Source organism: Hoeflea sp. Naph1 (assembly GCF_046837775.1).
Classification (GTDB): Bacteria; Pseudomonadota; Alphaproteobacteria; order Rhizobiales; family Rhizobiaceae; genus Hoeflea.
Genome location: NZ_CP177286.1, coordinates 3495236 through 3521748, shown reverse-complemented (window position 1 = coordinate 3521748; position 26513 = coordinate 3495236). Strand labels below are relative to the sequence as shown.

The 26513-nt window shown below is 59.8% G+C and carries 22 protein-coding genes and 3 pseudogenes; 11 read left to right on the top strand and 14 right to left on the bottom strand.

The window, feature by feature from the left end:
• Positions 1 to 102 precede the first annotated feature (102 nt).
• From ACK6D9_RS16930 to ACK6D9_RS16920, 3 genes are all read right to left on the bottom strand, one after another.
• Positions 103 to 570 carry a DUF1348 family protein gene (locus tag ACK6D9_RS16930; protein WP_412049399.1) on the bottom strand — a complete coding sequence of 156 codons (468 nt, stop codon included), beginning with the start codon at positions 568 to 570 and terminating at the stop codon, positions 103 to 105.
• Between the two features lie 35 nt (positions 571 to 605).
• Positions 606 to 2699 carry a pyridoxamine 5'-phosphate oxidase family protein gene (locus ACK6D9_RS16925; RefSeq protein WP_412049398.1) on the bottom strand — a complete coding sequence of 698 codons (2094 nt, stop codon included), beginning with the start codon at positions 2697 to 2699 and terminating at the stop codon, positions 606 to 608.
• 116 nt (positions 2700 to 2815) lie between these two features.
• Positions 2816 to 3436, bottom strand: coding sequence for a glutathione S-transferase family protein (locus tag ACK6D9_RS16920; protein ID WP_412049397.1), 621 nt, complete (start codon positions 3434 to 3436; stop codon positions 2816 to 2818).
• A 159-nt stretch (positions 3437 to 3595) separates the two neighbouring features.
• Between ACK6D9_RS16920 and ACK6D9_RS16915 the strand changes: the two genes are divergently transcribed.
• Positions 3596 to 4459, top strand: coding sequence for a LysR family transcriptional regulator (locus tag ACK6D9_RS16915; protein WP_267653160.1), 864 nt, complete (start codon positions 3596 to 3598; stop codon positions 4457 to 4459).
• A gap of 30 nt (positions 4460 to 4489) precedes the next feature.
• Here the strand turns inward: ACK6D9_RS16915 and ACK6D9_RS16910 are convergent, their stop codons facing one another.
• The 4 genes from ACK6D9_RS16910 to ACK6D9_RS16895 form a co-directional block, all read right to left on the bottom strand.
• Positions 4490 to 5101, bottom strand: coding sequence for a rhodanese-like domain-containing protein (locus ACK6D9_RS16910; RefSeq protein WP_412049396.1), 612 nt, complete (start codon positions 5099 to 5101; stop codon positions 4490 to 4492).
• 125 nt (positions 5102 to 5226) lie between these two features.
• Positions 5227 to 5376 (bottom strand): hypothetical protein, encoded by a 150-nt coding sequence (locus ACK6D9_RS16905; protein WP_412049395.1) that lies wholly within the window; start codon positions 5374 to 5376, stop codon positions 5227 to 5229.
• Positions 5377 to 5388: 12 nt separating this feature from the next.
• Complete coding sequence (locus ACK6D9_RS16900; protein ID WP_412049394.1) at positions 5389 to 6084, bottom strand: SDR family oxidoreductase; 696 nt, start codon at positions 6082 to 6084, stop codon at positions 5389 to 5391.
• A 34-nt stretch (positions 6085 to 6118) separates the two neighbouring features.
• Positions 6119 to 6694, bottom strand: a complete 576-nt coding sequence (locus tag ACK6D9_RS16895; protein WP_412049393.1) for a TetR/AcrR family transcriptional regulator — start codon at positions 6692 to 6694, stop codon at positions 6119 to 6121.
• 86 nt (positions 6695 to 6780) lie between these two features.
• On the opposite strand from ACK6D9_RS16895, the gene ACK6D9_RS16890 reads away from it, so the two are divergent.
• The 7 genes and pseudogenes from ACK6D9_RS16890 to ACK6D9_RS16860 all read left to right on the top strand — a co-directional run bounded on the left by ACK6D9_RS16890 (position 6781) and on the right by ACK6D9_RS16860 (position 15828).
• On the top strand, positions 6781 to 7482 hold the full coding sequence (locus tag ACK6D9_RS16890; RefSeq protein ID WP_412049392.1) for an NAD(P)H-binding protein: 702 nt from the start codon (positions 6781 to 6783) through the stop codon (positions 7480 to 7482).
• Positions 7483 to 8098: 616 nt separating this feature from the next.
• A pseudogene (locus ACK6D9_RS16885) lies at positions 8099 to 8943 on the top strand (IS5 family transposase).
• Positions 8940 to 9710, top strand: coding sequence for an HNH endonuclease (locus tag ACK6D9_RS16880; RefSeq protein WP_412049391.1), 771 nt, complete (start codon positions 8940 to 8942; stop codon positions 9708 to 9710). Before ACK6D9_RS16885 ends, ACK6D9_RS16880 begins: the two are co-directional and overlap by 4 nt.
• Positions 9711 to 9868: 158 nt before the next feature.
• Positions 9869 to 11119 carry a sarcosine oxidase subunit beta family protein gene (locus ACK6D9_RS16875; RefSeq protein ID WP_412049390.1) on the top strand — a complete coding sequence of 417 codons (1251 nt, stop codon included), beginning with the start codon at positions 9869 to 9871 and terminating at the stop codon, positions 11117 to 11119.
• A 12-nt stretch (positions 11120 to 11131) separates the two neighbouring features.
• A pseudogene (locus ACK6D9_RS16870) lies at positions 11132 to 11383 on the top strand (sarcosine oxidase subunit delta); the annotation flags it as partial.
• A 107-nt stretch (positions 11384 to 11490) separates the two neighbouring features.
• A pseudogene (locus ACK6D9_RS16865) lies at positions 11491 to 14448 on the top strand (sarcosine oxidase subunit alpha family protein); the annotation flags it as partial.
• A 774-nt stretch (positions 14449 to 15222) separates the two neighbouring features.
• Positions 15223 to 15828 (top strand): N-acetyltransferase family protein, encoded by a 606-nt coding sequence (locus tag ACK6D9_RS16860; protein ID WP_412049389.1) that lies wholly within the window; start codon positions 15223 to 15225, stop codon positions 15826 to 15828.
• A gap of 159 nt (positions 15829 to 15987) precedes the next feature.
• Here the strand turns inward: ACK6D9_RS16860 and phaP are convergent, their stop codons facing one another.
• A complete protein-coding gene (phaP, locus tag ACK6D9_RS16855; protein WP_412049388.1) occupies positions 15988 to 16548 on the bottom strand; it encodes a TIGR01841 family phasin in 561 nt (186 codons plus the stop codon).
• Between the two features lie 260 nt (positions 16549 to 16808).
• On the opposite strand from phaP, the gene ACK6D9_RS16850 reads away from it, so the two are divergent.
• The 3 genes from ACK6D9_RS16850 (at position 16809) to ACK6D9_RS16840 (ending at position 19255) form a co-directional block, all read left to right on the top strand.
• Entirely contained in the window at positions 16809 to 17246 is a 438-nt protein-coding gene (locus tag ACK6D9_RS16850; protein ID WP_412049387.1) for a phasin family protein, read from the top strand.
• A gap of 209 nt (positions 17247 to 17455) precedes the next feature.
• Positions 17456 to 18391 carry an ornithine cyclodeaminase family protein gene (locus ACK6D9_RS16845; protein WP_412049386.1) on the top strand — a complete coding sequence of 312 codons (936 nt, stop codon included), beginning with the start codon at positions 17456 to 17458 and terminating at the stop codon, positions 18389 to 18391.
• Positions 18392 to 18640: 249 nt separating this feature from the next.
• Positions 18641 to 19255, top strand: a complete 615-nt coding sequence (locus ACK6D9_RS16840; RefSeq protein WP_412049385.1) for a DUF6656 family protein — start codon at positions 18641 to 18643, stop codon at positions 19253 to 19255.
• A 263-nt stretch (positions 19256 to 19518) separates the two neighbouring features.
• Here the strand turns inward: ACK6D9_RS16840 and drt3b are convergent, their stop codons facing one another.
• From drt3b to paaD, 6 genes are all read right to left on the bottom strand, one after another.
• Complete coding sequence (gene drt3b, locus ACK6D9_RS16835; protein ID WP_412049384.1) at positions 19519 to 21144, bottom strand: antiviral reverse transcriptase Drt3b; 1626 nt, start codon at positions 21142 to 21144, stop codon at positions 19519 to 19521.
• 17 nt (positions 21145 to 21161) lie between these two features.
• A protein-coding gene (locus ACK6D9_RS16830; protein ID WP_412049383.1) for an IS5 family transposase occupies positions 21162 to 21985 on the bottom strand; the annotation gives its coding sequence in 2 pieces (ribosomal slippage) (positions 21162 to 21577 and positions 21577 to 21985; 825 coding nt in all).
• A gap of 71 nt (positions 21986 to 22056) precedes the next feature.
• A complete protein-coding gene (locus tag ACK6D9_RS16825; protein ID WP_412049382.1) occupies positions 22057 to 22419 on the bottom strand; it encodes a hypothetical protein in 363 nt (120 codons plus the stop codon).
• Positions 22412 to 23683, bottom strand: a complete 1272-nt coding sequence (gene drt3a / locus ACK6D9_RS16820) for an antiviral reverse transcriptase Drt3a (protein WP_412049381.1) — start codon at positions 23681 to 23683, stop codon at positions 22412 to 22414. Before drt3a ends, ACK6D9_RS16825 begins: the two co-directional genes overlap by 8 nt.
• A gap of 1194 nt (positions 23684 to 24877) precedes the next feature.
• Positions 24878 to 25975, bottom strand: a complete 1098-nt coding sequence (locus tag ACK6D9_RS16815) for a 2Fe-2S iron-sulfur cluster-binding protein (protein ID WP_412049380.1) — start codon at positions 25973 to 25975, stop codon at positions 24878 to 24880.
• Positions 25976 to 25986: 11 nt separating this feature from the next.
• A complete protein-coding gene (gene paaD / locus ACK6D9_RS16810; RefSeq protein ID WP_412049379.1) occupies positions 25987 to 26475 on the bottom strand; it encodes a 1,2-phenylacetyl-CoA epoxidase subunit PaaD in 489 nt (162 codons plus the stop codon).
• Positions 26476 to 26513 lie beyond the last annotated feature (38 nt).

Genomic DNA, 26513 nt, shown 5'->3' with positions numbered 1-26513 from the left:
AACGCGGCCTTCAGGAAGCAATTCAACCGGATGCATTTCATCCATCGATAGGCCGGCCAGGCGAGGTGGAATGGCCACACACCCCACCTGGCCCCAACCCGGTTACAGACCGAGGTCGGTAAGTCCGGGATGATCGGCCGGGCGCGGACCCAAGGGCCAACGGAACTTTCGCTCGGCTTCGCTGATGGGCAGATCGTTGATCGAAGAGAACCGGTTTTCCATCAGGCCGTCCTGATTGAATTCCCAGTTTTCATTGCCGTAGGAGCGGAACCAGTTGCCGCTGTCGTCGTGCCATTCATAAGCATAGCGGACGGCGATACGGTTGCCGGTAAAGGCCCACATTTCCTTGATCAGCCGATACTCCAGTTCCCGGTCCCACTTGCCGATCAGGAAGGCCTCTGCTTCAGCTCGGCCGGTCACGAAACTGGTGCGGTTGCGCCATTTCGTATCTTCCGTGTAGGCAAGCGCCACCTTGGCCGGGTTGCGTCCGTTCCAGCCGTCTTCGGCCAGCCTGACCTTCTGTCGCGCGGTCTCTTCGGTGAAAGGAGGAGTGAGTGGGCGGGCGTTCATGGGGTTTCTCCTTGTTGTGAAAATGCGGCTGCGCTTTACAGCTCGATCTCGATTCTCGCCGAGCCTTTGGCGGGTACGGCGCAGCAGATGAGGATTTCGTCATCGCCGTGGTCAGCTTCCGTCTCGTGCCGGTAAGCGACCGCGCCGGATTTCAGTTTGACCGCGCAACTTCCACAGTTGCCCTGGCGACAGCCGAAATCGGGGCTGAGGCCATGCGCCTCGGCGAACCCAAGGATGGGGCCATCGGCCGTTGTCCAGGCATGCTCGATCCCGGAGGCGGCGAAGACAATGACAGCCTCGTCGGCCTCCTCGACTTCATCAACGGAGATCGGGGAAGGGGGCTGCGTTCCCGCCTCAGCGGCGCGGCGCAGCGATGCCGGTCCGAAGGCTTCGGCGTAAATACGGGCATCGCCCACGCCCAACATGCGCAACGTATCGTAGAGCGCCTGCATGAACGGCGGCGGGCCACAGAGATAGAAATCATAATCGTCAAGCGGCAGTGCCTGCTGCAGAACCTCTTTGGTGATGTAGCCGGTGCCGGTGAAATCGACGCCGGGCTTGTCGTCCCGGTGTGGCCTGTCGATAAAGGAGAAGTAGCGGATCTTTCCGCCGGTCTGGCGTTCCAGATCATGAAAGGTCTGACCGAAGGCCCGCTGGCGGGTGTCCTGGGTTGCGTGCAGCACCGTCAGTGGACGCTGCCAGCCTGTCCGTGAGCCCTCAGTGGCCACGTGGCGAGCCATGGAAATCATCGGCGTAATGCCGACCCCGCCGGCAAGCAGCACCGCCGGGCGGTCTATGGCTGGATCGATGAAATAGTCGCCGGCTGGCGCCCGGATCTCGACCAGATCTCCGGGGCCGACCGCCTCATGCAGATGCCGTGAAGCCTGACCATGTTGCTCGCGTTTGACGGAAATGCGGTAATGCGGATCTCGGGGAGAAGATGACACCGTGTAGGTGCGAACAAGCGGATCCTTGCCCAGTCCGCGGGTCAAGCGAATGGTCAGAAACTGGCCGGCCTGGAACGGAGCCAACCCGCCACCATCAGCGGGCTCGAGGTAGAACGAACGGATTACTGAACTTTCATCTTTGACGGCCGCAACCCGGAATTTCCGCCATGCGTGCGCGTCGTTGTTTGCAGCCTGTTTTTCCGCTGCCTGTTGCCAATTGCCTGTCGTCAGCGTGCTCAGCGAATAGGACTCGAATTTGTAGCGGTACGGGAATGCGTTTTGCCGCCAGCAGCCGTGATCGAGTGTGAACCGCCAGGCCCGTTCAGCGCCTTCGAAGGCAACAACCTGCGGGTCATCCTCGGGCAGCAATTCCACCGTGCCGGTCAACTGCAGAAGATCGCCGGATTGGAAATCAGCAAAGAGCAGCCCGGCCTTCGGGTTGACGAGGAAATTGCCAAGCGTGTTGAAGTAATGATTGCCGTTGTAATCAGGGATCGTCAGCGTGTTGGCGTCTACCCGGACAAAGCCCGGCATGCCGCCGCGATGGGAGACGTCGACACCGTCGGCGGGTGACTGCGTTCCAGTGCGGGCGTAGCTGGATACAAAGAAGGTGTCAGCGGCACCAATCATGGCGCGGGCCTTGCCATCGAGTTCACGGAAGGTCTGAACGCCGATCTTGGTACCCGATTGCGCGGGCGTATGATCACTATCGAGCGTGCGGCTTTGAATATATTGCGGACAATTTCCGAATGACTGGTCGACGGCGAGAGTGAAGCCGGTGGCATCTGCTGACGTCACCCGGCCGTTCAGGCGGTTGCGGCGGCGTGTCGACGGATCAATGCCAAGCAGGCCAAGTTTTGCGCCGGGTTTGATCGTGCCATGCAGCGGGTCGGTACCCGCGGCTGTCGCGCCAACCGAGATGGTGGTCGCGTCCGGCGTTGACATGAAACCCGGCCGACCGCTGAGGACCGAAGCCCACGGCCAGTCTTTGTCATCCACACCGCCGACCACCAGGAATGGAAGCTGGGCGAAGAACGACCGGTGCTGGTCAAGCAGGAACGTTCGAATGAAGCGTTGGCCGAACTGCTCCGTCGCTTCGCGTTTGTCGATGCGCGCCTGTAGACGCTGCTCGCCGTCATGAAATGGCGAGATGTCGGGCTGATGGCTTTCTTCAGGGGGCATTTGAGGTCTCGCGGAAGGTGGTAATAAAGCCTCGCCGCCGGAAAGCCGGGGGAGCTTTCCGGTCTCCCTCTTCCGGGGACGGTATCCGGGATCGGGGGCGAGGCAGACGGTGCGGCTTAGGCAGCCAGACCGACCTTGGTTGCGGGCATCGGAACGAAACCGTCCAATGCCTCGATATTCTTGAGCAATCGGCGAACGTTGGGGTAGGGCTCGAGTGAAATGCCGCCTTCGGGCGCGTGCGCCGTGTAGGAGTAGATCGCCACATCGGCGATTGTGGGCCGCTCGCCGACCAGAAACTGGCGACCTTCCATCAGCGTTTCGAGCAGGCCCAGCAGCTTGGCTGCCGTTGCCTTGCAGGCCTCAGGATCGAGCGGAGCATTGAAGACGGTAATCATGCGCGCGGCCGCCGGGCCAAAGGCCAGGTCGCCGGCGGCGAGGCTGAGAAATTTCTGCACTTGGGCTTCGGCTGCCGGATCGGTGGGTAAATAGGACGGCGCATATTTTCGGGCGAGATAGACCAGAATGGCGTTGGAATCGGCAATCACCGTGTCGCCATCCTCGATTACCGGCACCTGACCGGCGGGGTTGAGCGCCAGGAAAGGCGGCTTCTTGTGTTCACCGGCTGGCAGATCGACCTCGATCACTTCATGGGCGATGCCGGCAAGATTGGCAAACAGACGTACCCGGTGCGCGTGGCCGGATTTTGGGAAGCTGTGGATTCGTATCGCCTGAGACATTGGGTTTACCTTTTACGGTGGGGATGGTGCGTTTGGTTGCAGATGCAGATTTAGCAAGCCGAAGCGGCGGCGATAATCCATTGCCTTTGCGAATGGTCATGTACAAAATGGCGACAGTAATTGATCCGGAGGCGGGGACACATGGACAGGATCGGCGCAATGCGGACATTCGCCGCGGTGGCGGCGCAGCACTCCTTCACCTCCGGGGCGCGGCGGCTGGGCATCAGCACCAAGCTTGCCAGCAAACAGGTGCGGCAGCTTGAGGAACAACTCGGCGCGCAACTGCTCAACCGGACCACGCGCAGTGTCTCGCTGACCGAGACCGGGCGGGCCTATTTCGAGCGATGTGTGCCCTTGCTCGACCAGTTCGACGAGTTGGAAGGGCTGGTGCAGGAGCGGCAATCCGAACTGGCCGGGCCGATCCGGCTGACCGCGCCGACCGGATTCGGCAGCCTTGAACTGGTCAATGCAATCCGGCCGTTTCAGCTCGCCCATCCGAAGGTCTCGCTCGACATGCACCTGTCGGACCAGCATGTGGCGATCGTGGAGGAGGGGATCGATATCGCGGTCCGGTTCGGGGCGTTGAAGGATTCAAGCCTGGTGGCGCGCAAGCTGATGGACATGCGCATGGTGGTGGTGGCGGCGCCGGATTATCTGGCCCGGCATGGCCGGCCGTCTGACGCTTACGGACTGGCGACCCACAATTGCCTGATCCAGAAGACCTCGGCCACCCCGCAGGACTGGCTGTTCCGGATCGGCGGCAAGCAGGTTCTGGTTCATGTCGATGGCTCGTTTCATGCCAATTCGCCGCGGGCGCTCACGCATATGGCGATCGGCGGCCTAGGGATCGCCCGGTGCCCGCATTACGCCGTGGCGCCGTTCATCGCCAGCGGCGAACTGGAGCTGCTCTTTCCCGAGCTCGAGGTGACCACCATGGCGCTCTACGCGGTCTATCCTCCCGGCCGTCACCTGACCGCGCGGATCCGGGCGCTGATTGATCACCTGGCGGAGACCTTCAGATAAGCGCGGGCGTCCGACCGCCGCAATAGCCTCTCAGAGACCGCCTTCGACCGTGGTCAGGCCGAGAATCTTCCAGGACTGCATGCCGCCGCGATAGTAGGAAATACGCTCCGCCGGGTAGCCTTCACGCAGCATGGCGCGGATGGCGGTGGGCGACTGGCCGCACCACAGGCCGTTGCAATAGAGCGCGACAGGGGCAGCATTTGCGCAATCCCACGCCTCGCCGGTTCTGGTGCAGCCGAGTTCACCCAGACGATCAGCGATCTCGGTGTAGGGAATGTTGAGCGAGCCGGGAATGGTTTCCTCCGCGTGCCAGTCGATGGTGCGGGCGTCGATGACCATGGCCTGATCGTCGGCAAGCAAATCGAGCATTTCCAATTCACCAATGGTGGCGACGCCCTCGGCAACCTGGAACGGCTGGATGCAGAACGGCGGGCAGGCGCGCGAGGTCTGGGCGAAATAGCCGGTGATCTCGTGCTCGGTGTCCTGAATGCGCTCGATGGTCACCGGGCCATCGGCGGTGTTGACCTCGACGCTGGCGATGTCGGGGCGGATCTTGACCACCACTTCGCTGTCCTGGGCGTAGACCACGCTGCCGGCAAGGGCAAACCAGAGCAATCCGAAAAATACCGCCAAGCGTTGCATTTCAACCTCCCTTGCCGCTGGTTTGCGGCGCTCCATCCTGCGTTGCGCACAGTATCGGCAGCCGCGATGACGCTGTAAAGGGCCGCGTGCATGGATGAATGGATACGGCCTCGGGGCGACCGGATTTAGTCTCCTAGGAATTGGGCGATCACTGCCGCCTGCTGCTTGCGTCCGTCGGGATCGAGCCCGGTCTTGAGCGAACAGAACTGCTCGGCCCAATTGGAGGTGCGGACCCGGATCGGCGGGTTTTCGGCCTCAATGCAGTCAATCGCCACGGCAGCGACTTCCTAGGCGGTCTGGTAGATGTTCTGGTCGCGCCGGCTTTCTGCACCACCGATATATTTCTGCAGGATCGGCAGGTACTCGTCCTCGAGCATGCCGCCGGTCTCGCTCACCTGCTTGAGCACGGTGTTGGCAAATTCTGAGGTGATGCCGCCGGGTTCGACCACGCTGAAATCGAGGCCGAAGGAGGGAGTTACGTAGCTTGCAAGCGATTCCATGTAGCCTTCGACGGCGAATTTGGCGGCGCAGTAGATCTCGTTGAACGGCTGGCCGACCAGCCCGCCGACCGAGGAGATGGCGATGACATGACCCTGGCGGCGGGCGCGCATATGCGGCAGCACCGCCTTGGTGCAGCGGACCACGCCCATGAAATTGACATCCATCACCCAATTGATTTCAGCCTCGCTCGCTTGTTCGGTGGAGCGGACGAAGCCGGCGCCGGCATTGTTGATCAGCACATCGATGTGGCCATTCTCGGCAATAATGGTGTCGACCGCGCTGGCTATGCTGGCGCTGTCCTGCACATCGAGCTGCAGCACGTTGAGGCTGACACCGGCGTCGCTGGCTGCCTGATCAAGGGCTGCGCGTTTTCCGAGATTGCGCATCGTGGCGTAGACCTTGTGGCCGGCGCGGGCAGCCTGCACCGACAATTCGATGCCGAGACCGGTGGAGGTGCCGGTAATGAGGATGATTTTCTGCATGACGAATTCCTGACGGTTAGGGCGAATTTAAAGGTTAGCGCGCGCTTATGCCGATCCAGACGCGCTCGAAGGTAAGGTCGATTTCAGATTTCTGGACGGCGCGGCCCGCAAGCAGCGCGGTGCGGGCCAGATGCATGGCGGGGGCGACCAAGAGCACCGTGAGCGTGGTGATCGGCAGCGGCGCCAGCGTGCCGTCATCGACCGCGCGCTGCAGCATGGCGGCGATTTCGGCCTGCATGTAGCCGATGCTGCGGCTTTGCGCGGCGGTCAGCACCTGCGCGGCGCCGGCATATTCAACAAACTGGAAATCATGCGGGTGAGCAGAGACGAAATCGAACAGGTCGCGCCACATGCGGCGGATCATGGCGCGGGAATCGGGCTCGTCGCGGGCGGCGACGATGATGCCGTGAAACTCGGTCTTGATCTCCAGATAGACCTTCTGGAGCATGTCTTCCTTGCTGTCGAAATGCAGGTAGATGGTGCCCGGCGAAATGCGGGCGCGCTTGGCGACATGACCGACGGAGACCGCGCCAATGCCTTTTTCCGCGACTTCGCGCACCAGCGCTTCGCGGATGCGGGTTCGGATTTGTTCGGCGGTGGGTCTTGGCATCAGACAGCAATACCAGTAATGAATATTCATTACTCAATAGGCGTTGGCGGCGTTCGTTTCAACCCGAAATTCAATCGGAGTGCAAAATGGCGGACGGCAAACAGGTGGTGATGATCGGCGCGACCGGCGCCGTCGGCGGCGAGGTGGTCAAGGCACTGCTTGGCATGGACAGCGTCGGGGGCATCACGCTTATCGGGCGCAAGCGCTATGAGGGATCATCGAGCGCGAAAGTCAGCCAGCATGTGGTCGATGTCGCCGATCCCGAAAGCTACCGGCATCTGCTGCCGGGCCACAGCCACGCGATCTGCACGCTCGGTGTCGGCCAGCCGTCGAAGGAGGGCCGCGCGCAATTTCTCAGGATCGACCGCGATCTGCCGCTGGCGTTCGGCCGCGCCTGCCGCGAGGCAGGAGTCGGGCATTTTCAATTGCTGAGTTCGGTGGGTGCCGACGCCACCTCGAAATCCTTCTATCTGCGCAGCAAGGGCGAACTGGAACGCGGGCTTTTAGCGCTCGGGTTTGCGCGGCTGAGCCTGTTTCACCCGAGCATGATCCTGACTCCAACCAACCGCTATGGCGCGAGCCAGGCGCTGACGCTTGCTGTCTGGCCCTGGCTCACGCCGCTGCTTGCCGGGCCGTTGCGCAAGTTTCGCGGCGTCAAGCTGGCGCGGCTGGGCCAGGCCATTGCGCTTAATCTCGAGCGTACCGCGCTTGCGCGCACCGGAGAGGCCAGCGAGATCCTTGAATGGGATGATTTCAACCGGATTTGTGAAGGCGAGACACGGAAGTAGCTGGGGCCGCCTCTCCCCAAAGGGGGGCCGGGTATTGCGCAAGCCCATCCTTCCGTCTCCCCGGACTTGATCCGGGGTCCAGCAGCGCCGCGTCTGCGGCGCGGAAGAACGTCGTATCGGATCAATGGGTCTCTCACCGCGTGGACACGCGGTCGCTGGATGCCGGGTCAAGCCCGGCATGACGGCGGAAAGGGTGGTGTCGGGAGTCGCAAAGCTTTGGAAGCATAGGGCTTGCCGCTTGAGGCCTGATTTTTCGGCTCGCGGGAACAATGCGACAACTGGCACAGCCGCACAATCATCATGCTCGGCCAAGGCGTAAATGGATCTCGATAAAAGCTTGTTGTTTTCCAAGCCGTTGTCCAAGATATTGGACGGCATAATTTGATCGCTTTGGATTGAGTCTCAATGGTTGCGGCAATTTTTTATCACAGGCCGGACAGCGTCTATGACGATTTGCCGGATCGCTATTACCATTTCCCCAAGCAGTACCTTTCGCGAGTGGAGCAGGTCATTGGTCAACCGATTGTTTATTACGGTCCGTTAGTGTCGGTCCGGAAAGAAGTTGAATGATATGAATCGTTTGTGATTCCATGCCGTTGATTTGTTTGACGATGGGATGGAGGCTATGTGGACGAAAGCGAACCGTGGGAAATACAATCGGGATGGTCTGCGCTATCCCAGCGATCTGACGGATGCGGAATGGGCGCTGGTCGAGCCTTTGATACCTCCTGCCAAGCGGGGTGGCCGCAGGCGTGAGGTCAATGTGCGCGAGGTTCTTAACGGCCTGCTTTATGTTCTCAGCACCGGCTGCCAATGGCGGGCTGTTCCGAAGGACTTGCCGCCGAAGAGCACCCTGTTCAGCTATTTCGACCTTTGGAACTGGGACGGCACACTCGGCCGTATTCATCAGGAGCTTTATGTGAAATGCCGCGAGGCGATGGGACGCGAGGCTAGCCCGACAGCGGCGGTCATCGACAGCCAGAGCGTCAAAGGCGCGGAAAAAGGGGGGCTTGTATCGACCCGAGCGGGTATGATGCGGGGAAGAAGGTCAAGGGTAAGAAGCGGCATATCCTTGTCGACACGGTAGGTCTGCTGCTGCATGCGCTGGTTCATCCAGCCGACATCCAGGACCGCGACGGCGGCCTGCTGGTCATCAAGACGTTGTTCGGGCGCTATCCGTTTTTGAAGAAACTCTTTGCGGACGGTGGCTATCAGGGACCTGTCTTCGCCAAGGGTCAGAAGAAGGCCATGCCCGGGCTGGCGATCAAGATCATCAAGCGATCCGACATCGTCAAGGGTTTTGAGGTTCTGCCGAGACGCTGGGTGGTCGAACGGACTTTCGCGTGGCTTGGGCGATGCCGCAGGCTGGCAAAGGACTTCGAGAACCTTTCGCGCAACGCGCTCGCCTTTCTCAAACTCGCGTCTATCCGCCTCATGCTGCGAAGGCTCTGTTCAAAATGAACAACTTTCCGGACCGACTCTTAGGCAACCAAGCAGGGCGGTTCTATTGGGCGACAGCGATTGTCACTGGGATACGCCAAGACTTGCTGCGGCCTGACCATTATTATGCAGACCTTAAACGATATGTCGATTTCGATCGATTGGTTGGTTATCAGGAAAACGGCGGCTTTGAGAGCAAATTGTTCCTACCTGACGGTCGTGTCAGTGGAGGCCGTGCAGTTCAGGCCGTTCGGGTGATCAGTGATGAGGAATGTGACGCTATTCTGAATGCCGGACTGAGTGAACGGAGTCCGTGGCCGGAACGCTATGACGAGGCCGGACTGGGCAATGAATTTGAAGAACAACCGCAAGCGCCGCTGGAACGCCCCCTTGTTGAGCAACTGGTCAACCGACGTTTCCGCGACGCCAAATTTCGCCAGCATGTTCGCATTGCCTATGATCGGCGCTGTGCATTTACAGGCTTGCGGTTGATCAATGGGAAAGGCAGGCCTGAGGTTGAGGCGGCGCACATAATGCCTGTTGAAAAGAACGGGCCAGACTCTGTGCAAAATGGCATCGCGCTGTCGGGTACAGTGCATTGGATGTTTGATCGTGGCTTGCTCTCGATGGATGATGATTACACCATTCTGAAATCCCGTCATCTCAACCATGACGTCTCACATCTTCTAAGGCCGGATATGAAAGCGCTGGTGCCGGATGATCCGAGATTACGGCCGCATCCCTATTACCTTGATTGGCATCGCAGCAATTGTTTCAAGGCTGCGTGACTTTAACGATTCCAGACCATCACGCTCCCGGATCGTTGGCCTATGACCGAATGATGCGAACATCCCCCAAAACAATCCCCGCCTTCATTCCGCCCGCCCATTGACACCACACCCCCTCGGGCATTCCTATGGCGCGAATTCCGGGCGTGGGAACAGCGATGAAATATTCGGCATTATCGATATTGCGACAGGGGCTTTCGGGCAACAAGGGCTGGCAGCCGGCCTGGCGGGAGCCGGAGCCCATGAGCCATTATGATGTGATCATCGTCGGCGGCGGCGGGCATGGGCTGGCGACCGCGCATTATCTGGCGAAAAACCACGGTATCACCAATGTGGCGGTGCTCGAGAAGGGCTATCTCGGCTCCGGCAATGTCGGGCGCAACACCACGATCGTGCGGGCCAATTACCTGCTCGAAGGCAATGAGCCGTTTTTTGCGCATTCGCTGAAGCTGTGGGAAGGGCTCGAGCAGGAGCTGAATTTCAATGCGATGATGTCGCAGCGCGGGGTGATCAATCTGTTTCACTCCGACGGCCAGCGCGATGCCTATGCCCGGCGCGGCAACGCGATGCGGCTGGCGGGCGAGGATGCGGAGCTTTTGGGGCGCGAGGAAGTGCGCGAGATGCTGCCCTATCTCGATTTTGATAATGCACGGTTTCCGGTGCATGGCGGGCTGATGCAGCGGCGCGGCGGCACTGCGCGGCATGACGGCGTGGCCTGGGGCTATGCGCGCTCGGCCGACAGTCGCGGGGTGGATCTGATCCAGAATTGCGAGGTGACCGGAATCCGCCGCGAGGGCGGCAAGGCTGTGGGCGTGGAGACCTCGCGCGGCTTTATCGGTTGCAACCGGCTGGGGCTGGCGGCGGCGGGTAATTCGAGCCGGGTGGCGGAAATGGCGGGGCTCCGGCTGCCGATCGAAAGCCAGGTGCTGCAGGCATTCGTTTCCGAAGGGATCAAGCCGTTCATCGATCAGGTGGTGACCTTTGGCGCGGCGCTGTTTTACATGTCGCAGTCGGACAAAGGCGGGCTGGTGTTCGGCGGCAGCCTGGATCTGTACAATTCCTACGCCCAGCGCGGCAATCTGGAAACGGTGGAAAGCGTGATGGAGGCTGCCTGCGCGATGGTGCCGGCGGTTGCCCGCGTCAAGGTTCTGAGATCCTGGGGTGGGGTGGTCGACATGTCGATGGATGGCTCGCCGATCATCGACAAAACGCCGGTCGATGATCTCTATCTCAATGCCGGCTGGTGCTATGGCGGCTTCAAGGCGACGCCAGCCTCGGGCTGGTGTTTTGCGCATCTTCTGGCCACCGGCGAGACCCATGAACTGGCGCGTGCCTTCCGGCTCGACCGGTTTTCGCGTGGCCATCAGATTGATGAAACCGGGCATGGCGCCCAGGCAAACCTGCATTAGGGGACGGATAAGATGGCCAGTCTGATCACCTGTCCGTATTGCGGCGTACGCCCCAAGGAAGAGTTCACCATTCGCGGTGACGCCAAGCCGGTGCGGCCTGCGGCGGATGCGCCGTTCGCGGCCTGGGACGAGTTCGTGCATTTGCGCGACAATGTGCGCGGTGTGATGGCCGAGCACTGGCAGCATTCGGGCGGTTGCCGGCGCTGGCTGGTGGTGGAGCGCGATACATTTACCCATGATGTGCATGGGGTGACGGATGCGGCGGAATTTACCCGGGCGCGCGCGGAAAAATCAGCGCCTGCGAAGCCGAAGCGGGCGGCAAAGGCCGGCACGCCGGGCAACAGTGCCGCCAAGCCCGGGAGGGCCAGGCCATGAGCTTTTCGCGGTTTGAGGATGGCGGGCTGATCGACCGGGCGCAGAAGATCGGGTTTTCGTTCGATGGCAGCCGGTTCGAAGGATTTTCGGGCGACACGCTGGCCTCGGCGTTGCTGGCGAATGGCGTGAGCCTGATGGGGCGGTCGTTCAAATATCACAGTCCGCGCGGGCTTTTGAGCGGTGGGGCGTCCGAGCCCAATGCACTTGTTACGCTGGGCGACGGCGCAACGCGGGAGCCCAATCTGCGCGCCTCGATGGTGGCACTGCGTGACGGATTGGTGGCCGAAAGCCAGAACCGCTGGCCGTCGCTGGGCTTTGATGTCGGCGCGGTGAACCAGACGCTGTCGCCGTTTCTGGGCGCAGGATTTTACTACAAGACCTTCATGTGGCCGGCAGCCCTGTGGGAAAAGCTCTACGAGCCGGTGATCCGCCGGGCGGCGGGATTGGGCCGTGCCAGTCATGCGCCGGACGCGCAAGAGTACGAGAAGCGCTGGGCGCATTGCGACCTGCTGGTGATTGGTTCCGGGCCCACCGGGCTGATAGCGGCGCTAAGTGCTGCGCGATCCGGGGCGCGGGTGGTGCTGTGTGATGAGAATGCCGATTTTGGCGGGCGGTTGCTGAAGGACCGGGTCGAGATCGGTGATGCGGACGGGCCGGGCTTTGCGGCGGGCGTGATCGCGGAGCTCGCAGGCAATGCGAATGTGCGGCTGCTCACCAACACCACGGTGTTTGGCGCCTATGACAGCGGTGTCTATGGCGCGGTCGAGCGGCGCGATGGCGAAACTTCCGGTCCAACGCAGCGGGTCTGGCGGATTGCGGCCAAGCGCGCCGTGCTGGCGGCCGGTGCCGAGGAACGGCCGCTGGTGTTTGGCGGCAATGACCGCCCCGGCGTGATGACGGCTTCGGCATTGCGCGGGCTGGTGAATGGCCAGGCGATCCGGCCGGGCGATCATGTCGCGGTGTTTGCCACTGGCGGGTCGGGTCACGAGACGGCGCGGGATCTCATCAGGCGCGGGCTTGAGGTAACGCTTGTTGATGCGCGGGACGATGTGCCTGCGGCGGAACTGGCGGCATCACAGGGTACGCGGATGCTTTCGGGCCATGTGGTGGCGGATGCGCTGGGTGGCAAGGCGGTGTCGGGTATCGAGGTGATCGACCGGGCATCGGGCACGCGGCAGAAGATCAAGGCAAACGCGCTGGCGATGTCGGGCGGCTGGAACCCGGTGGTTGGGCTCGCCTGCCATCGTGGCGACAGGCCGGTGTGGGATGCGGGCACAGGCATGTTCCTGCCGCCAGCTGAACGCGACGGATTGAGCGCTGCGGGCAGTGCCGCGGGTGTTCTCGATCTGGCCGGGTGCCTCAAGAGTGGCGCCGAAGCCGGGGCTCGTGCTGCGAGCGAGCTTGGGTTCAAGCCTAAGGCGGTTGAGTTGCCGAAGGCACGCGAGGCCTGTGGCGGATCGACCGGGTTCACGACGCTGTGGCATGTGACTGAAGCCAAGGGCAAAGCCTTTGTCGACTTCCAGAACGATGTCACCGTGTCCGATCTCGGGCTGGCGGTGCGCGAGGGCTATGGCCATGTGGAGCTGGCCAAGCGCTACACCACCACCGGCATGGCGACCGATCAGGGCAAGCTGTCCAACGTCAACGCCATCGGCATTCTGGCGGAAAACCGGGGGTTGACGCCGGACCAGGTCGGCACCACGACGTTCCGGCCGTTCTATACGCCGGTCAGCATCGGCGCGCTGGCGGGCGAGCACAGGGGCGCGCATTACCGCCCGGTGCGGCGGTCTGCGTTGCATGGCTGGGCCGAAAAGCAGGGGGCTGTGTTCATCGAAGCCGGGGCCTGGATGCGGCCATCGCATTTTCCGCGTAACGGCGAAGCAGGCTGGAGAGAGGCCTGCGACCGCGAGACGCGTGCCGTGCGTTCGGGTGTCGGGATTTCCGATGCCTCCACGCTCGGCAAGATCGATCTCAGCGGCAAGGATGCGGCGAAATTCCTCGATCTGATCTACACCGGCAAGATGTCGACATTGGCGATCGGCAAGGCGCGCTACGGGCTGATGCTGCGCGAAGATGGGCTGTTGATGGATGACGGCACGGTCAGCCGGCTGGGCGAGAACCATTATTTGATCACCACGACGACCGCAGCGGCGGGCGAGGCAATGGCGCATCTGGAGTTCTGCGCGCAGGCGCTGTGGCCGGAACTCGATGTCCGGCTCACTTCGGTGACCGATCAGTGGGCGCAGATTACCGTTGCCGGGCCGCAGTCGCGCGACGTGCTGGCACGAGTTGTGGATGCGGATTTGAGCGAAGAGGCGGTGCCGTTTCTCGCAGCGCGCGAGGTGAAACTGCATTCGGGGCTGGCAGCGCGGCTGTTTCGGATTTCATTCTCCGGCGAGTTGGCCTTCGAGCTGGCAGTTCCGGCGCGCCACGGCGAGGCGGTGGCCGATGCGATCATGGAAGCGGGGGAGCCCTTCGGGATCACGCCTTACGGGCTGGAAGCGCTGAATGTGCTCCGCATCGAGAAGGGCTTTATTACCCATTCGGAGATCGATGGCCGCACCACGCCGGGCGACCTGGGCTTAGGCAAGATGGTGAGTGCCAAGAAGGACGACTTTATCGGGCGGGTGATGCTTTCGCGCGAAGGCTTGCAGCGCGAGGGCCGCGAGCAGCTGGTCGGGCTCAGGCCGGTCAATCCGGGGCACCGCATTCTGGCTGGCGGACACCTGCTGGAACCGGGGGCTGTGCCAACCATGGCCAATGATCAGGGCCATGTGACCTCTGCCTGCTGGTCGCCGCATCTCAAATCGACGATCGCGCTGGCGATGCTCAAGCGCGGCCGTGCGCGGCATGGCGAACGGCTGCTGGTCTGGGATCCGCTGCGCGGGCTGGAGACCCCGGTGATGGTGGGGCCGCCGGTGTTTATGACGGGTGAGGCGGCAAAGCCGGCAGCTCACGCGGGCGGGCATGGACGAGTGCTGGCGAAGGCACCTGCACCCTCGGGGCTGCTTGAGGGGTTGGTGACGGGATCGCCCGACATCGCCGTGCTGGAATTGCTGCCGGACGCGCCGATGATTTTGGTGCTCGGGACGGACGCACAGGACCGGACGGTCCGACGGCTGGCGAAATCCGGCGACGGGGTGTTGCGCCCGGTACAGCCGGGGCAGGCGCTGGCGGCTGGCAAACCGGGCGAGGGCGCGCGCGAATTTGCCGAGCGGCTGGGAGTATCCGCCGGCCTGAGCCTGTGCGATCTTTCCGATGCGCGGCAGCGGCTGATGATCAGCGGCCCGCAGGCGCGCGAAATCATTGCCACCCAGACCGGCGCCGACATTCACGCTTCAGCGTTTGCCAAGGGCGCGAGTGGGCCGATGCTGTTTGGCCACGTCCCGGTGCAGCTCACCGCGCTGGACAGGGATCATTTCGAGATCCTGGTACTAACAACCTATGCAAGGGATCTGGCCGAAAGCCTTTCACGGGCGCTGCGGCTGGCGGCTTAAAACGCTCTGCGTCGATCGGGATCGGCGCGGCGAATAGGCGCCCAAATCGTGAGACAGGCGATCTTGGCGGTTTCCGTCAAACAGCCAGGCAGTGTAGAATTGGCAAGACGCAGTAGCCGCCCGAGACACGAAACCGTGACCTGTTGCGACAAACAGCCTCTTGTGTTTGTTGCGCTGCACCATTAGATAGTGTGAGGAGAATTCGGGAGGAATGACCTTTGGAGGTCGACCATGCTCTTCCGGTTTTTGTTCAAGCCGCGCGAACCACAATTTGCCCTTGAAGGCGAGGTCCGGTTGAGATCGCTCGGCCCCTCGGACGCTGATGCGTTCCGCGACCATATTCACGAACTTCACTTTGAAAATTTCCGCGACCGCTTCAATGGCCTGGTATCGGATGAATGGCTCGACAAATACATCGCCCGCTCGCTCAACGAGGCGATCGTGATCGGGGCTTTCATCGATGACCATCTGGCGGCCGTGGCCGAGCTTCATACCGGCGGGTCGATTGCCGAAGGTGTGGGGGAATCGGCTTTTTCGGTGTCGTCGGACTGGCGGCGCAGGGGGCTTGGCACGCTTCTGCTGAAGGCGTTGCTGCGGGTGGCGACGGAAAACGACATTGCCACCATCATCGTCGAGACCGGTGCGCAGAACCACGCGATGAAGGCGCTGGCGCGGCGCTTTGGCGCGCGGATGCAGATGCAGGGCGACCAGTCGGTCGGCCGCATCAATGTGGCCGAAGGTTTGCGCCTGGCCGCGCGCAGCAAGGTGGCGCAACGGTTGCCATCGGTGGCGGCGAGCATCGGCGACATGCCCAGCAGAGCCTCCGCAACGATGTGAGAAACTGATTCAACTGTTTGCTAGATTGAATCCGGCAATCCGCGCAAGCTGTGGAAATTGTTGTTTAAAACTCAACCCAAAAATGCGCGTGTGAATGCAAAAGGCCCGGGAGGCGGTGATCGCTTCCCGGGCCAATCATTGTGGCAGGCCTGATCAGTTTCAGGCGGCCTTGCTGGCCTTTGCCATGATCTTGGCAGCCTGGTCGCGGACCGAAGCGGTGGTTTCAGTCACCGTCTTGTTGGCGGTTTCGGCAGCATTCTTGATGCGCTCGAAATTGGCGGTGGCGCTCTCGCGAACGTAATCGGCCTGGACGCGCATGGCTTCGACAGGCGTCTTGGCGGCGGCGATCTTTTCGACCGTTGCCAGCGCATGCTCGACATTTGCGGCGGTCATGTCGAACAGGTTCTTGGTGAAAGTGGTGTACTGGCCAACCAGCGAGACAGCGGATTTTTCCATGTCGGCGGCAAGTTCGGCTGCGCTTTCATGGGCCTTCTCGGCATGGTTCTGGACGGCTGCGGCCTGGGTGGCCATGAACTCGCGGGCGGCTTCCGGAACGACGATCGATTCCTGAACCTTTTCCAGGGTCTCGGCGATGAAGTTGGCGGCAGGCGCTGCGGTGGTTTCGGCAGCCTTGGTTTCCACTGTCTTGGCTTCGGGGGCCTTGGCGGCAGTGGTCTTGTCGGTGGTCTTGGCAGTCGTTGTGGTGTTGGTCTTGGTCATGTTGGTCATCCTCGGTTGAGCAATGTCGGAACCCCGTTCGTTGCGACCCGGGGCATGATGTGGTCGCCATTTGTCTTGTGCGATGCGTCATATATATTGCACTGCAACATAAAATGCAAGAGTCCGCATTTGATTAATTCGGCGCGGTGACAGCCTTGTTGCGCCCGCGAATACGCATTGGCGATGGCGGCAATGGCTGTATAGTTGGCCCAGCCTAAAACGGTGCAAGCATCTGGCTTGGCCGCAACCGGAGGAATGTCATGACCGAGAAGAAATCCACCGACGACATGGTGTCCATGTTCATGAAGTTCGGCAAGGACATGAAGCTTCCCACGCCCGAACTCGAAGCGCTGGTCGCCCGCCACAAGAAGAACCTCGAGGCGCTGGAAACGGCAGCCAAGAGTGCGGGGACGGGTGCCACGACGATTCTGACGCGCCAGCGCGAGATGGTCGAGGAGGGGCTGCGCGAGATCTCGGAAATGGCCGAGAACATCAAATCCGGCGGCAACCCGCAGGCAATGATGGCGGCGCAGGCGGAGTTCGCCCGACGTTCATTCGAAACCGCGATCAAGAACACCAGCGAGATTGCCGGGATGGCGCAGAAATCCGGCGCCGAAAGCTTCAAGGTGCTGCAGCAAAGCATGCAGCAGACGCTTGAGGAGTTGCGCCGGACAATGATGAACCAGGGCAAGAAATAGGATTTTGATGCCCTGAGCGTGCAGGCGGACGAGCGGGCGACGGCATGGGCGGCAGCGTCCGCGCGCCGTCGCCGTCGCTGACGGTCGCCTTACGCGCCGTCGGATAGTGGTGAAAGATAAAGGCCGCCGGGCCGGTCGGCTTGCGCCCGGGGCGGGGCCGCGTCTACACATGGGCCTTACCGCGACCACAGCAAGTTTGGGACCAACACATGCGCATTATCACCGGTGACGACATCCGCTCCGTCTGCTCCTGGCCGATGGCCGTGGAAGCCCTGCGCGCGGGGCATCTGCTGGCGCCTGCGGATCTGAGGGATTCGCTGGTTGAAAATGCCGGCCGCAAGATGCTGGTCCGGACCGCCTGGATTGCCGGGCTCGCCTCAGGTGTGAAGGCTGTGACGATCTACCCGGACAATCCCGGCGCCAACCCGCCGCTGCCGTCGGTGCAGGGGCAGGTGCTGTTGTTTGACGAGGCGCGCGGCGATGTCGTGGCCGTGCTCGAGGGCGTTGATCTGACCGCCTGGAAGACGGCGGGTGATTCAGCACTCGGTTCCTCGTGCCTGTCGCGGCCCGATATCCGCATCATGCTGATGGTGGGCGCCGGGTCGATGGCGCGGCCGCTGATTGATGCGCACTGCTCGGTGCGGCCGTCGCTCGATCGGGTGCTGGTGTGGAACCGCAATCAGGCCCGCGCCGAAAACCTGGTGCAATCGCTTGCCGATGACGGCATTACCGCCGAGGTGGTCACCGACCTCGACGCCGCCGTAGCGCGCGCCGACCTGATCTCGTCGGCCACCATGTCGACCGAACCGCTGATCCATGGCGCGGCGCTCAAACCCGGCGCCCATGTCGATCTGGTTGGCGCCTATACGCCGTCGATGCGTGAGGCCGATGATGCGGCGCTCACCCGCGCGCAGTTGTTTGTCGACAGTCTTGCCACCACCGTCGGCCATATCGGCGAGGTGATGATCCCGCTTGCATCGGGCGCCATCACAAAGGCCGATATCCAGGGCGACATGCACGATCTGGTGCAGGGCAAGGCCGGCCGCCGCTCCGACGATGAGATCACCGTGTTCAAGAACGGCGGCGGCGCCCATCTCGACGTGATGATCGCACACGCGGTGGCAAAGGCGGTTGCGGCGCGGTGAGGCGGCCTCTCAGCTCTAGCCTGCTGCCTGCCGCACCCCATGCCGGGACAGGCCTGTTGATGGCCGCACCGACACCGGCCCAAGGCTCCTTGCCGATCCTGAACGCACGCGTCGCAGCGGCTTGATTGCGTGCTGCGCTGTTTGTGCAGCACCAGCCAGTGCCGCATTGCCCGTTTCTGCGGTGCCTGCAGTATTTCATTAACCATTCAAGGTCATAAATTCGTTAGGAAACCAGAGCTCGTTCCCCAAATGTCGATGTTCAGATACTACGCGGCCAACAAGGCACCAGAGCAGTCACCTGTTCCTGCAGCAGCGGTCCACACCAACTTTCTCAGAACCGGGCGGATCTCCCGCAAGGCAGAGGACTGGGTCGAAGCCGAACGGCGCTTCCTGACCTATGAGGAGGTCGCGGCGCGAACCGGCATCCGGCTTGAAAACGCTGGCAAGACGACGCATCAGCGGCTCAACAAGTTCCATAAGAACATCCGGTTTCCCAAGATCATCTTTCACAAGACGCTGGCTGCGGCGCCGCACCTTGGCTATGTCCATGTGACCGCGTCGAAAACCGATTTTGCCGAGTACAAGGACGTCACCTGGGGGTTTTACATCGCCAATTTTTCGGCCGAAATCACCGCTGACGAGACGTTCTTCAACCGCATAAAACCCAGCTCCTCGCGGATGTATTTTGCGGTGGCCATGAAAAACGGGGAAAATGGCAAGACCCGCCAGCAGGTGATCAACCGCGATTTCCGGGAAAACGGCGTGCTGTTCAGCACCACCGACCCCAAGGCCGCGCTCAAGAACGTGCTTCTGCTGGGCGCCCGAAGCGCCGAACTGCGCAGGATCGTCGAGGCGATCGGCTGACGAGGGTGGTAATGGCTGTGCTACAGTTTTTCTGATCGTGGTGTTTGGGCGGTATGGGCGGGGAACTGCCGTTCGCTGAGACCGGAATTCCAGTCCGCTGCGCGCAAAAAGCTGGCGGTTGCGTTTCCGCCCTGAGAATATGAAAATAGTGATAGAAAACGCGCTCATGTGTGTAGTGTGCCGCGACTTTCGAAGCGACCAAGCGTTAGCCGAACGAATCGACCTCCGCTATCTAGCGCAAGAATTCTATCACCACCGATACACTAAGCTGAAAAGTAGACTGGCTGCAACCTTCTAATCAGCAAGTCAAATTCGCGTCCCTTGTCTTTCCAGTTCGTATGTCTAAATTGTAACGCTAGCTCATCGAACTCCTTCTTGGAGAGCTCCTGACCGCCGAGCTTTTTGTTAAAGGTCTCCCATCTAATTGCATGGTCCGCTGCCGGGCATGACAGGAAATCACAAAAAACCAAATAATCTTCGCAGTCGACTGCTGGATCGCAAATATCGCTTGCTATGTAGGCGGCAACGCTTTGGCAGAACTCGGATCGAACGGAAATTTCCACTTCTGTGTCTGGGAGTTCCAATTCATCTGGGCTGACGCTATTCTGATAGTGTAAACCGCACAGGATCGCAAAGTATCCTTTATGGAACCCTGAAAGAACGTTCTGAATCATATTGTGGACGCTATCCTGTAAACAAAAAGAAACAGGGTCGACCATTAAGCCCAGAAGAAATGTATTGGTTACCTCGAGGCTGATCGGTCCTTTTTCTTTTTGATAGTTTACAGCAAGAAGAAGACTAAGCTCGTACGACAAATATGCGCGCGTTGCGGCTCTTTCCGACTGAGGAAGGGTTTTGGTGAGGCCAACGATATCCTGAAGCAGAAAGGAGGCACGAATCAACGGAGGAACGCGAAAGTCGACTGACAACAAATAAAACAATATCCGAATGATCATCTTAATCCGGGCCAATCGCTCATTGACCACAAGATCATTGTGCTCGCCAGTCGCAAATTCCGCTCGAATATCTCGAACTGTTTTTTGAAGAGTAGTAAATACCTCAGAAAAAGCATTTACAAAAGAACCACGCTCCGAGCCACCAAGGAAGCGAAGAGAATCTAGGGAATGTCTACTTTCCTTTAGTGCATTAGAGGGCACGATCTTGCCGCCCTCATCAAGCTCGATCTTCTCCGTAAGCGATCGGTGTAACGTTTCGCAGACCCGACCAACTTCGTGTTTGACTCGCGAAATTCCGGTTACGAATGGCCGGCTAAGCTCCTCTCTTTTATCAGTATTTAGAAAAAGCTTATACGCCTCCAGTTCATCCGCCAATAAATCTTCCAAAGCGTTCAGCGTATCGACACTATTGGAAAAGATGTGGAAGTCATCCACGTATCGGCGTATTGCGTAGTCCCTTTCTGATTGAAGACCTCGTTCCAGAGCCCGTCTTTCGAGCTCTAAGTCAATTCTCTGCAAAATAACCTCAGCAAAAATCCTCGAAACTTCTGGCCCCACCAAAATTCCTGCGGTCTCATTATAGTTGGACTTTTGCATTAGTTCGTCAAATTGCTGTTCAAAGGAATACCTTCTAGTGTTTTTCTTAGAAAACTCTTTTTCCTTTTGAGCCCAAGTAATAGAATGAGTATATATATTAAAGAAGCACCTTGAAACATCAAGCATCCGCAGATTGCTAAAACGGCTCTCCAGTCGAACTAGTTCGTTCGAGCTGAAGAATCGATCAAGCAAAAGGTATTTTTTGTAAGCGAAGTATGACGGAGAATACGGTGTGCTAATCGTTTCACCAGGGGCTTGCTCCGGCAGCCCTAACGACCACCGCTTGTGCATGCTTACGCTGCTGCCTTTGAGCTGAATTCTTAGAGTCTGACTCAAAATGTTTCCGTTTAATATCATTTGGTTGCAATTCGCCTGGCAAGTTGCTGGACGGAAGCCATGAAGAGCCAAGCGGTGGCGCTGGCGATTGTTCGCTCAAAGTCCTTGGCGAGGCGGCGGTTTCTGTTCAGCCATGCAAAAGTGCGTTCGACGACCCAACGCCGCGGTACGACCTCGAAGCCTTTCGCCGTGTCCGAACGCTTGACGATTTCTAATGTCCACTTGCCGATTTTTGTCAGTGCGGCTTCAAGTTTCGGCCCGGCATAGCCGCCGTCGGCGAAGACATGACGCAGCCAAGGGAAGGCATGGCGGATTACCTTGAGGACGGACGGAGCGCCATCACGATCCTGGATGTCGGCCGCATGAACGATGGCCCCGACGAGGAAGCCGCTGGTGTCGGTTAGGATGTGGCGCTTGCGTCCCTTGATCTTTTGCCCGCGTCATAGCCGGAAACTCCACCACTTTCCGTGGTCTTGACCGATTGGCTGTCAAGCACGCCGGCCGTGGGCGAGGCTTGGCGACCCTCAGCCTCGCGCGCCGCCATCAACAAGGTGTGGTTGATCGTCTGCCAAAGCCCGCTGTCACGCCAAGCGTAGAAATAATGCTGCACGGTGGTCATCGGTGGGAACAGGCTTGGTGGCAGCATCCGCCAGGCAATCCCGCCGCGTAGAACATAGAGCATCGCCTCGACGATCTGCCGGTAGCCCCACTTCGCAGGACGTCCGCGTGCTTTGCGTGGCGGCAATAGAGGTTCGATCAGCGCCCATTCAGCATCTGTCAAATCGCTTGGCAGTCGGCAATGCTTTCGGGCATGTTGTGCCCGGGTGATATCAGTCCACATCGTTGTATCCATGGTTGGCTTCGCAACCTCATGAATCACAACCAACTGATATCACTCAACTTCTTTTTCGGTCAGGCTCTTAAGTTGTTGGCAGGGTGACGAATCGAGAACGTGCTTCGTGCGCAGGACTGGATGATAGTGTTTTCGAAATCTGAGTAAAACTTAGCGATGCGCAACTGAAGTGTTGGGTGAATTATTCCAAGGGTGTTTCTAGATCGCAAAGTTCTATTAATTTTAAATAGAAACGGCTTGGTATAGTCTGAGTTCTGTTTCCGGATTTTGCGAAGCGCTGCCCGTTGCCGTTCTGAAAAATCAGGCATCTTGAGCTCAGATAGAAACAAGTTGTCGTTTGTAAACCCAAAAGGTAGTTCGTAGGGGAGGGTTTCGGTTAGGATCGCTCGCAGTTCGCGTAACCGAAGATCAATTTCACTCATGGCCCCATACCTTGCATATTTGACCGACCCGCTCCCGTGTAAAACCCTTCATCAGCCTTTTCTTGTATCCTTGGGCAAATGAAATATTTTGAAGCTTATCCTTTAATTCGGGAGGTAAAGTCGCAACCGCGGCTGTAAATTCGCCGCTTTTGACTGCTGATTTTAGAACGGCGTCGATTTTCACAAGCTCCCCTGCAGTGTGGTCAGCGTACACACGACCTCTTTTCGATGCAGGATAATGACCGCAACTTGAGTAGTTATAGTGAATGCCTGTTCTGATTTTTTGTTTTCTGGAGCCGCGAGTATGCTTGGTTTTGTAAACTGACCGATTTGTACTCAAGAAAATCAGTCTGTCGATTAATAACCCTCCGTCTTCATCATTCTTGAAAGCGTGGAGAGCCAAAAACATCCTTGTCATTCTCTTTTTTAATTTTATCGGAGCAATTGAGACTGTGAATTCTCGTGTCTTGTAGTAGTCTACTTTTTCCGCAGCGGAAAATTCGTATCCTAGATATGAGTATGCAGCAACCAGCGGATCGCCTTCGGTGTTTGGTGGGGGATTTGCGCGGACCTCCTGATTTTCAGTTTTCTCGTTAAGCTCCAATCCTAATGCATTCAGCTCACATTGTATGATGGGTAATAGCGGTGTGCTTGGTAGCGAAAAGACAATAATGTCGTCGGCGTATCTGAAATAGCGATGTACGCCGGGAACTTTGCGGATGCGACTGTCGAAATCCTTGAGTGTTAATTCGGCAATAACTGCGCTAATTGCCAACCCCCGCGGCGCAACTGATTTTGGAATCCCAGCAGCATCATAGATCGCTCTCAGCACGGACTTGAGGTCCGGACTGACTCTTGTGTCTACTAGAATTCCCCTTATTATGGGCTCTGCATCAAGGCTCTCGTAGAACGCGCGAATGTCACATTTGGTAACTAGATAAGGGCACGCCTCGCTAGTTGCCTCAAGTATTCCGTTGACGATACTTTCCCGATTAGGGAGTACAATCGAACGCTGTCGCATTAGTCGTTTGTAAGTTGCCCGGAGCAGTATGTCTGTCTCGATGTCCCCCGCGAAATAGATGGTCTTCCCGGACTTATCTATCTTTGAGTTGATCAACAAACCTGGCGTGTTAGATGCTGCGCGACCTGAAGCGGATTTTACTATTTCATCAATGTCTTTCTCGATGTCGACTTTCCATTTTTTTGAGTCGCCGACCCGAAAGTGTTGTTTCAGGCTTTCCTCAGAATAGGGTGATGGCATCATAAATGAAACTCGATGTTCAGACGACTTCTCGTTGTTCGCGTGTATCTTACAACGGTGACGCAACCAAAGATGCCTGCCGAAATATGATTTGTCCAACTCAAATCTCTTGCCAGTAGGTCCAGTCGGACGCTCAATGTGCTGGCGGCGATCAGCTGATGATTCAGTTTGTTCTCATAGTCCGGCTCCTGTGGAACGCCATAACTGTTGCATCTGGGGCAGACTTCGCCCTTAGGCAAGCGGCTCGTGGAAAAGGGCAGCTCGGGGTTGTATCGGTGCCATGGTCGTGTCGATCGTTAAGGTCGGCTTTGGGCCGAAAATGACCAACTCCCAGCCTTCTGGATAGTAGCAGACCGAGTGTGAAAGTTACCTGATTCCCCACCACAATCTGCCCGTATTTAACCCTTGCTGGCCAGATTAAGGTAAAGCCTCCTACGTCAAGGCGCGGCCAACCGGCGCCTCCATTCCGAAATGGGGACAATCCCGCGCCGCTCCGCCTGCCATCTCAGGCATCTACCGCAAAATCCACCCCGTTTTGTCCCCACCTTCCAGCCCCATGCCAGACTCGGTCCGCTCCCGCTGCCGGATGGATCGCGAACGTTTCGATGCAGGTGGGAGGGAATGCCTCCTGATCAGGCGCGCAAACGTCAGCGTGGCCTCTCGGGGGGAGGCGATGGCCAACGCGGTTCCGCTGGCGGCGCGGTTTCCTTCGGGAAGCTCGCGCGAGCCAGCCACCGGGCCGGGTTCCGGTTTCCTGCTTGCGACACGCGGGCGGGGTGCGGGGCACCGGTCCGGGCCTGTGGCGGGCATGGCGCGTTTTTGCGCCAGGGTCCGTGCCGGAACACGCGCCCAAAGCATCTCCCGCGGTTCGTCCGAACTGCGGCCGGGGCAACCCGGGCGGAGGGCCCCGAAGAGGGGCAGGTGAGGAAGCCAATCTCCGCGTCGTGCGAGGCTGCCGCCTGTCGGATGGGGACGCCATCCGGCGAATTCCGGGCCGCGCGCGCGTAGCGCCACCCTATTCCTTGCTTACCAGAGGCACTGCCCGCGTGCGGCCCTCCGGATTTGCCGCCTGTCGCGCGAAAGTGCTTGCACCGGAGCGATCATTTACAGGCGCACTCAAGGTTTTTACGCACACCCCGGCGGCACAGTCGCGCGGGCTGCGCTTGCGGCTGCCCGGATGGAGAGCGCGGCAACTCCCTATTGCGCATCAAAATCCAGCACCAGTTTTTCCGCCGTCGGCCGGGACTGGCAGGCGAGCGTAAACCCGGCCTCGATCTCCCAGGGTTCGAGCGAGAAATTCTGGTCCATGCTGGCGGTGCCCTCGACGATCTTGCAGCGGCAGGTGCAGCACATGCCGCCGGCGCAGGAGAAGGGAACATCAAGCCCGGCCTTCTGCGCGGCGCTGAGCACCGTGTCGGTGGCAGCATCGACTTTTATGGTGCGGCGGGCGCCGTCGAGGATGATGTCGACCGAGGCGCCGTGCCCGGACCCATTCGGTGCTTTGCCATTGGCAGTTTTGGGTTTGGGCGTGAGCGCGGGGGTGGAACCGGGGGCGGGGGTGAACAGCTCGAACTTGATCCGGTCCTTGGCCACGCCCAGCGCGGCAAGGGCTGCCGATGCCGACAGGATCATCGGCTCGGGGCCGCAGATATAGATCGCGTCAGCTTTTGCCGGGTCGATCAGGCCGTGGCTGGCGAGCGTTTCGAGCTTTTCGGCATCGAGCCTTCCATTCATGATCTCGACGTCCTGGACTTCCTCGTCCATCACATGCAAGAGCGTGAAACGGGTGGTGTAGCGGTCCTTGAGATCGTTGAGATCATCGAGAAACATCACGCTTGCGGAATTGCGGTTGGCGTAAAGCAGGGTGACGCTGGAGCCGGGCTCGGCGGCAAGCACCGACTTGGCGATTGACAGGCACGGCGTGATGCCGGAGCCGGCGGCGAGCAGCAGATACTCATGGGTGCCGCCGATCTCGGCGGTAAAACGGCCCTGCGGCGACATCACCTTGATGCGGTCGCCGGGTTTGAGGTTTTGGGCAAAGCCCGAGAAGCGGCCATTGTCGATGCGCTTGACGCCAACCGTGCGGCGGCCGCGTTCGCCCGGCGTCGAGCAGATCGAATAGGAGCGGCGCATGTCTTCGCCATCGATCTCGGCGCGCAGCGTCAGGTACTGTCCGGGAACGAAGGCGAAGGCCGCGTCGAGATCCTCGGGGATGGCAAAGCTGATCGCCACCGCATCCGGGGTCTCGGGACGGATGGAAGCAATTTCGAGTTCGTGAAAGCGCGGTGCGGCCATTGGGGGCTTCCTCAGATGCACTTGAAATAGTCGAACGGCTCGGCGCAGGCGTCGCAGCGGTAATGCGCCTTGCAGGCGGTGGAGCCGAATTCGGAGACTTTTGTGGTGTTGCTCGAACCGCAGCGCGGGCAGGCGATGGTCTCGTCGGCAAAGAAGGCGCGGCGGCCACCGGAGACACCCACCGGCGGGGCGATGCCATAGGCGCGCAGCTTTTCGCGGCCTTCCTCGGTGATCCAGTCGGTGGTCCATGCCGGCGACATCACCCGCTCGATTGTGGAGTCAATTCCAGCAGATAGCAGCGCTGTTTCAACCGCCATCTCAATGGCAATTACCGCCGGGCAGCCGGAATAGGTGGGCGTCAGCTTGACGACGATCCGGCCTGAGTCATTGCGTGAGACCGAGCGCAGAATGCCGAGATCGGCAACGGTGACGCAGGGCACTTCCGGATCGGGCACGGCGCTCGCCACCTCGAGCGCGCGGGCGAGCTCGAAGTCGGTCACAGGCGTGGTCGGATCCCCGGAGATGGTTGGCGTCGGGC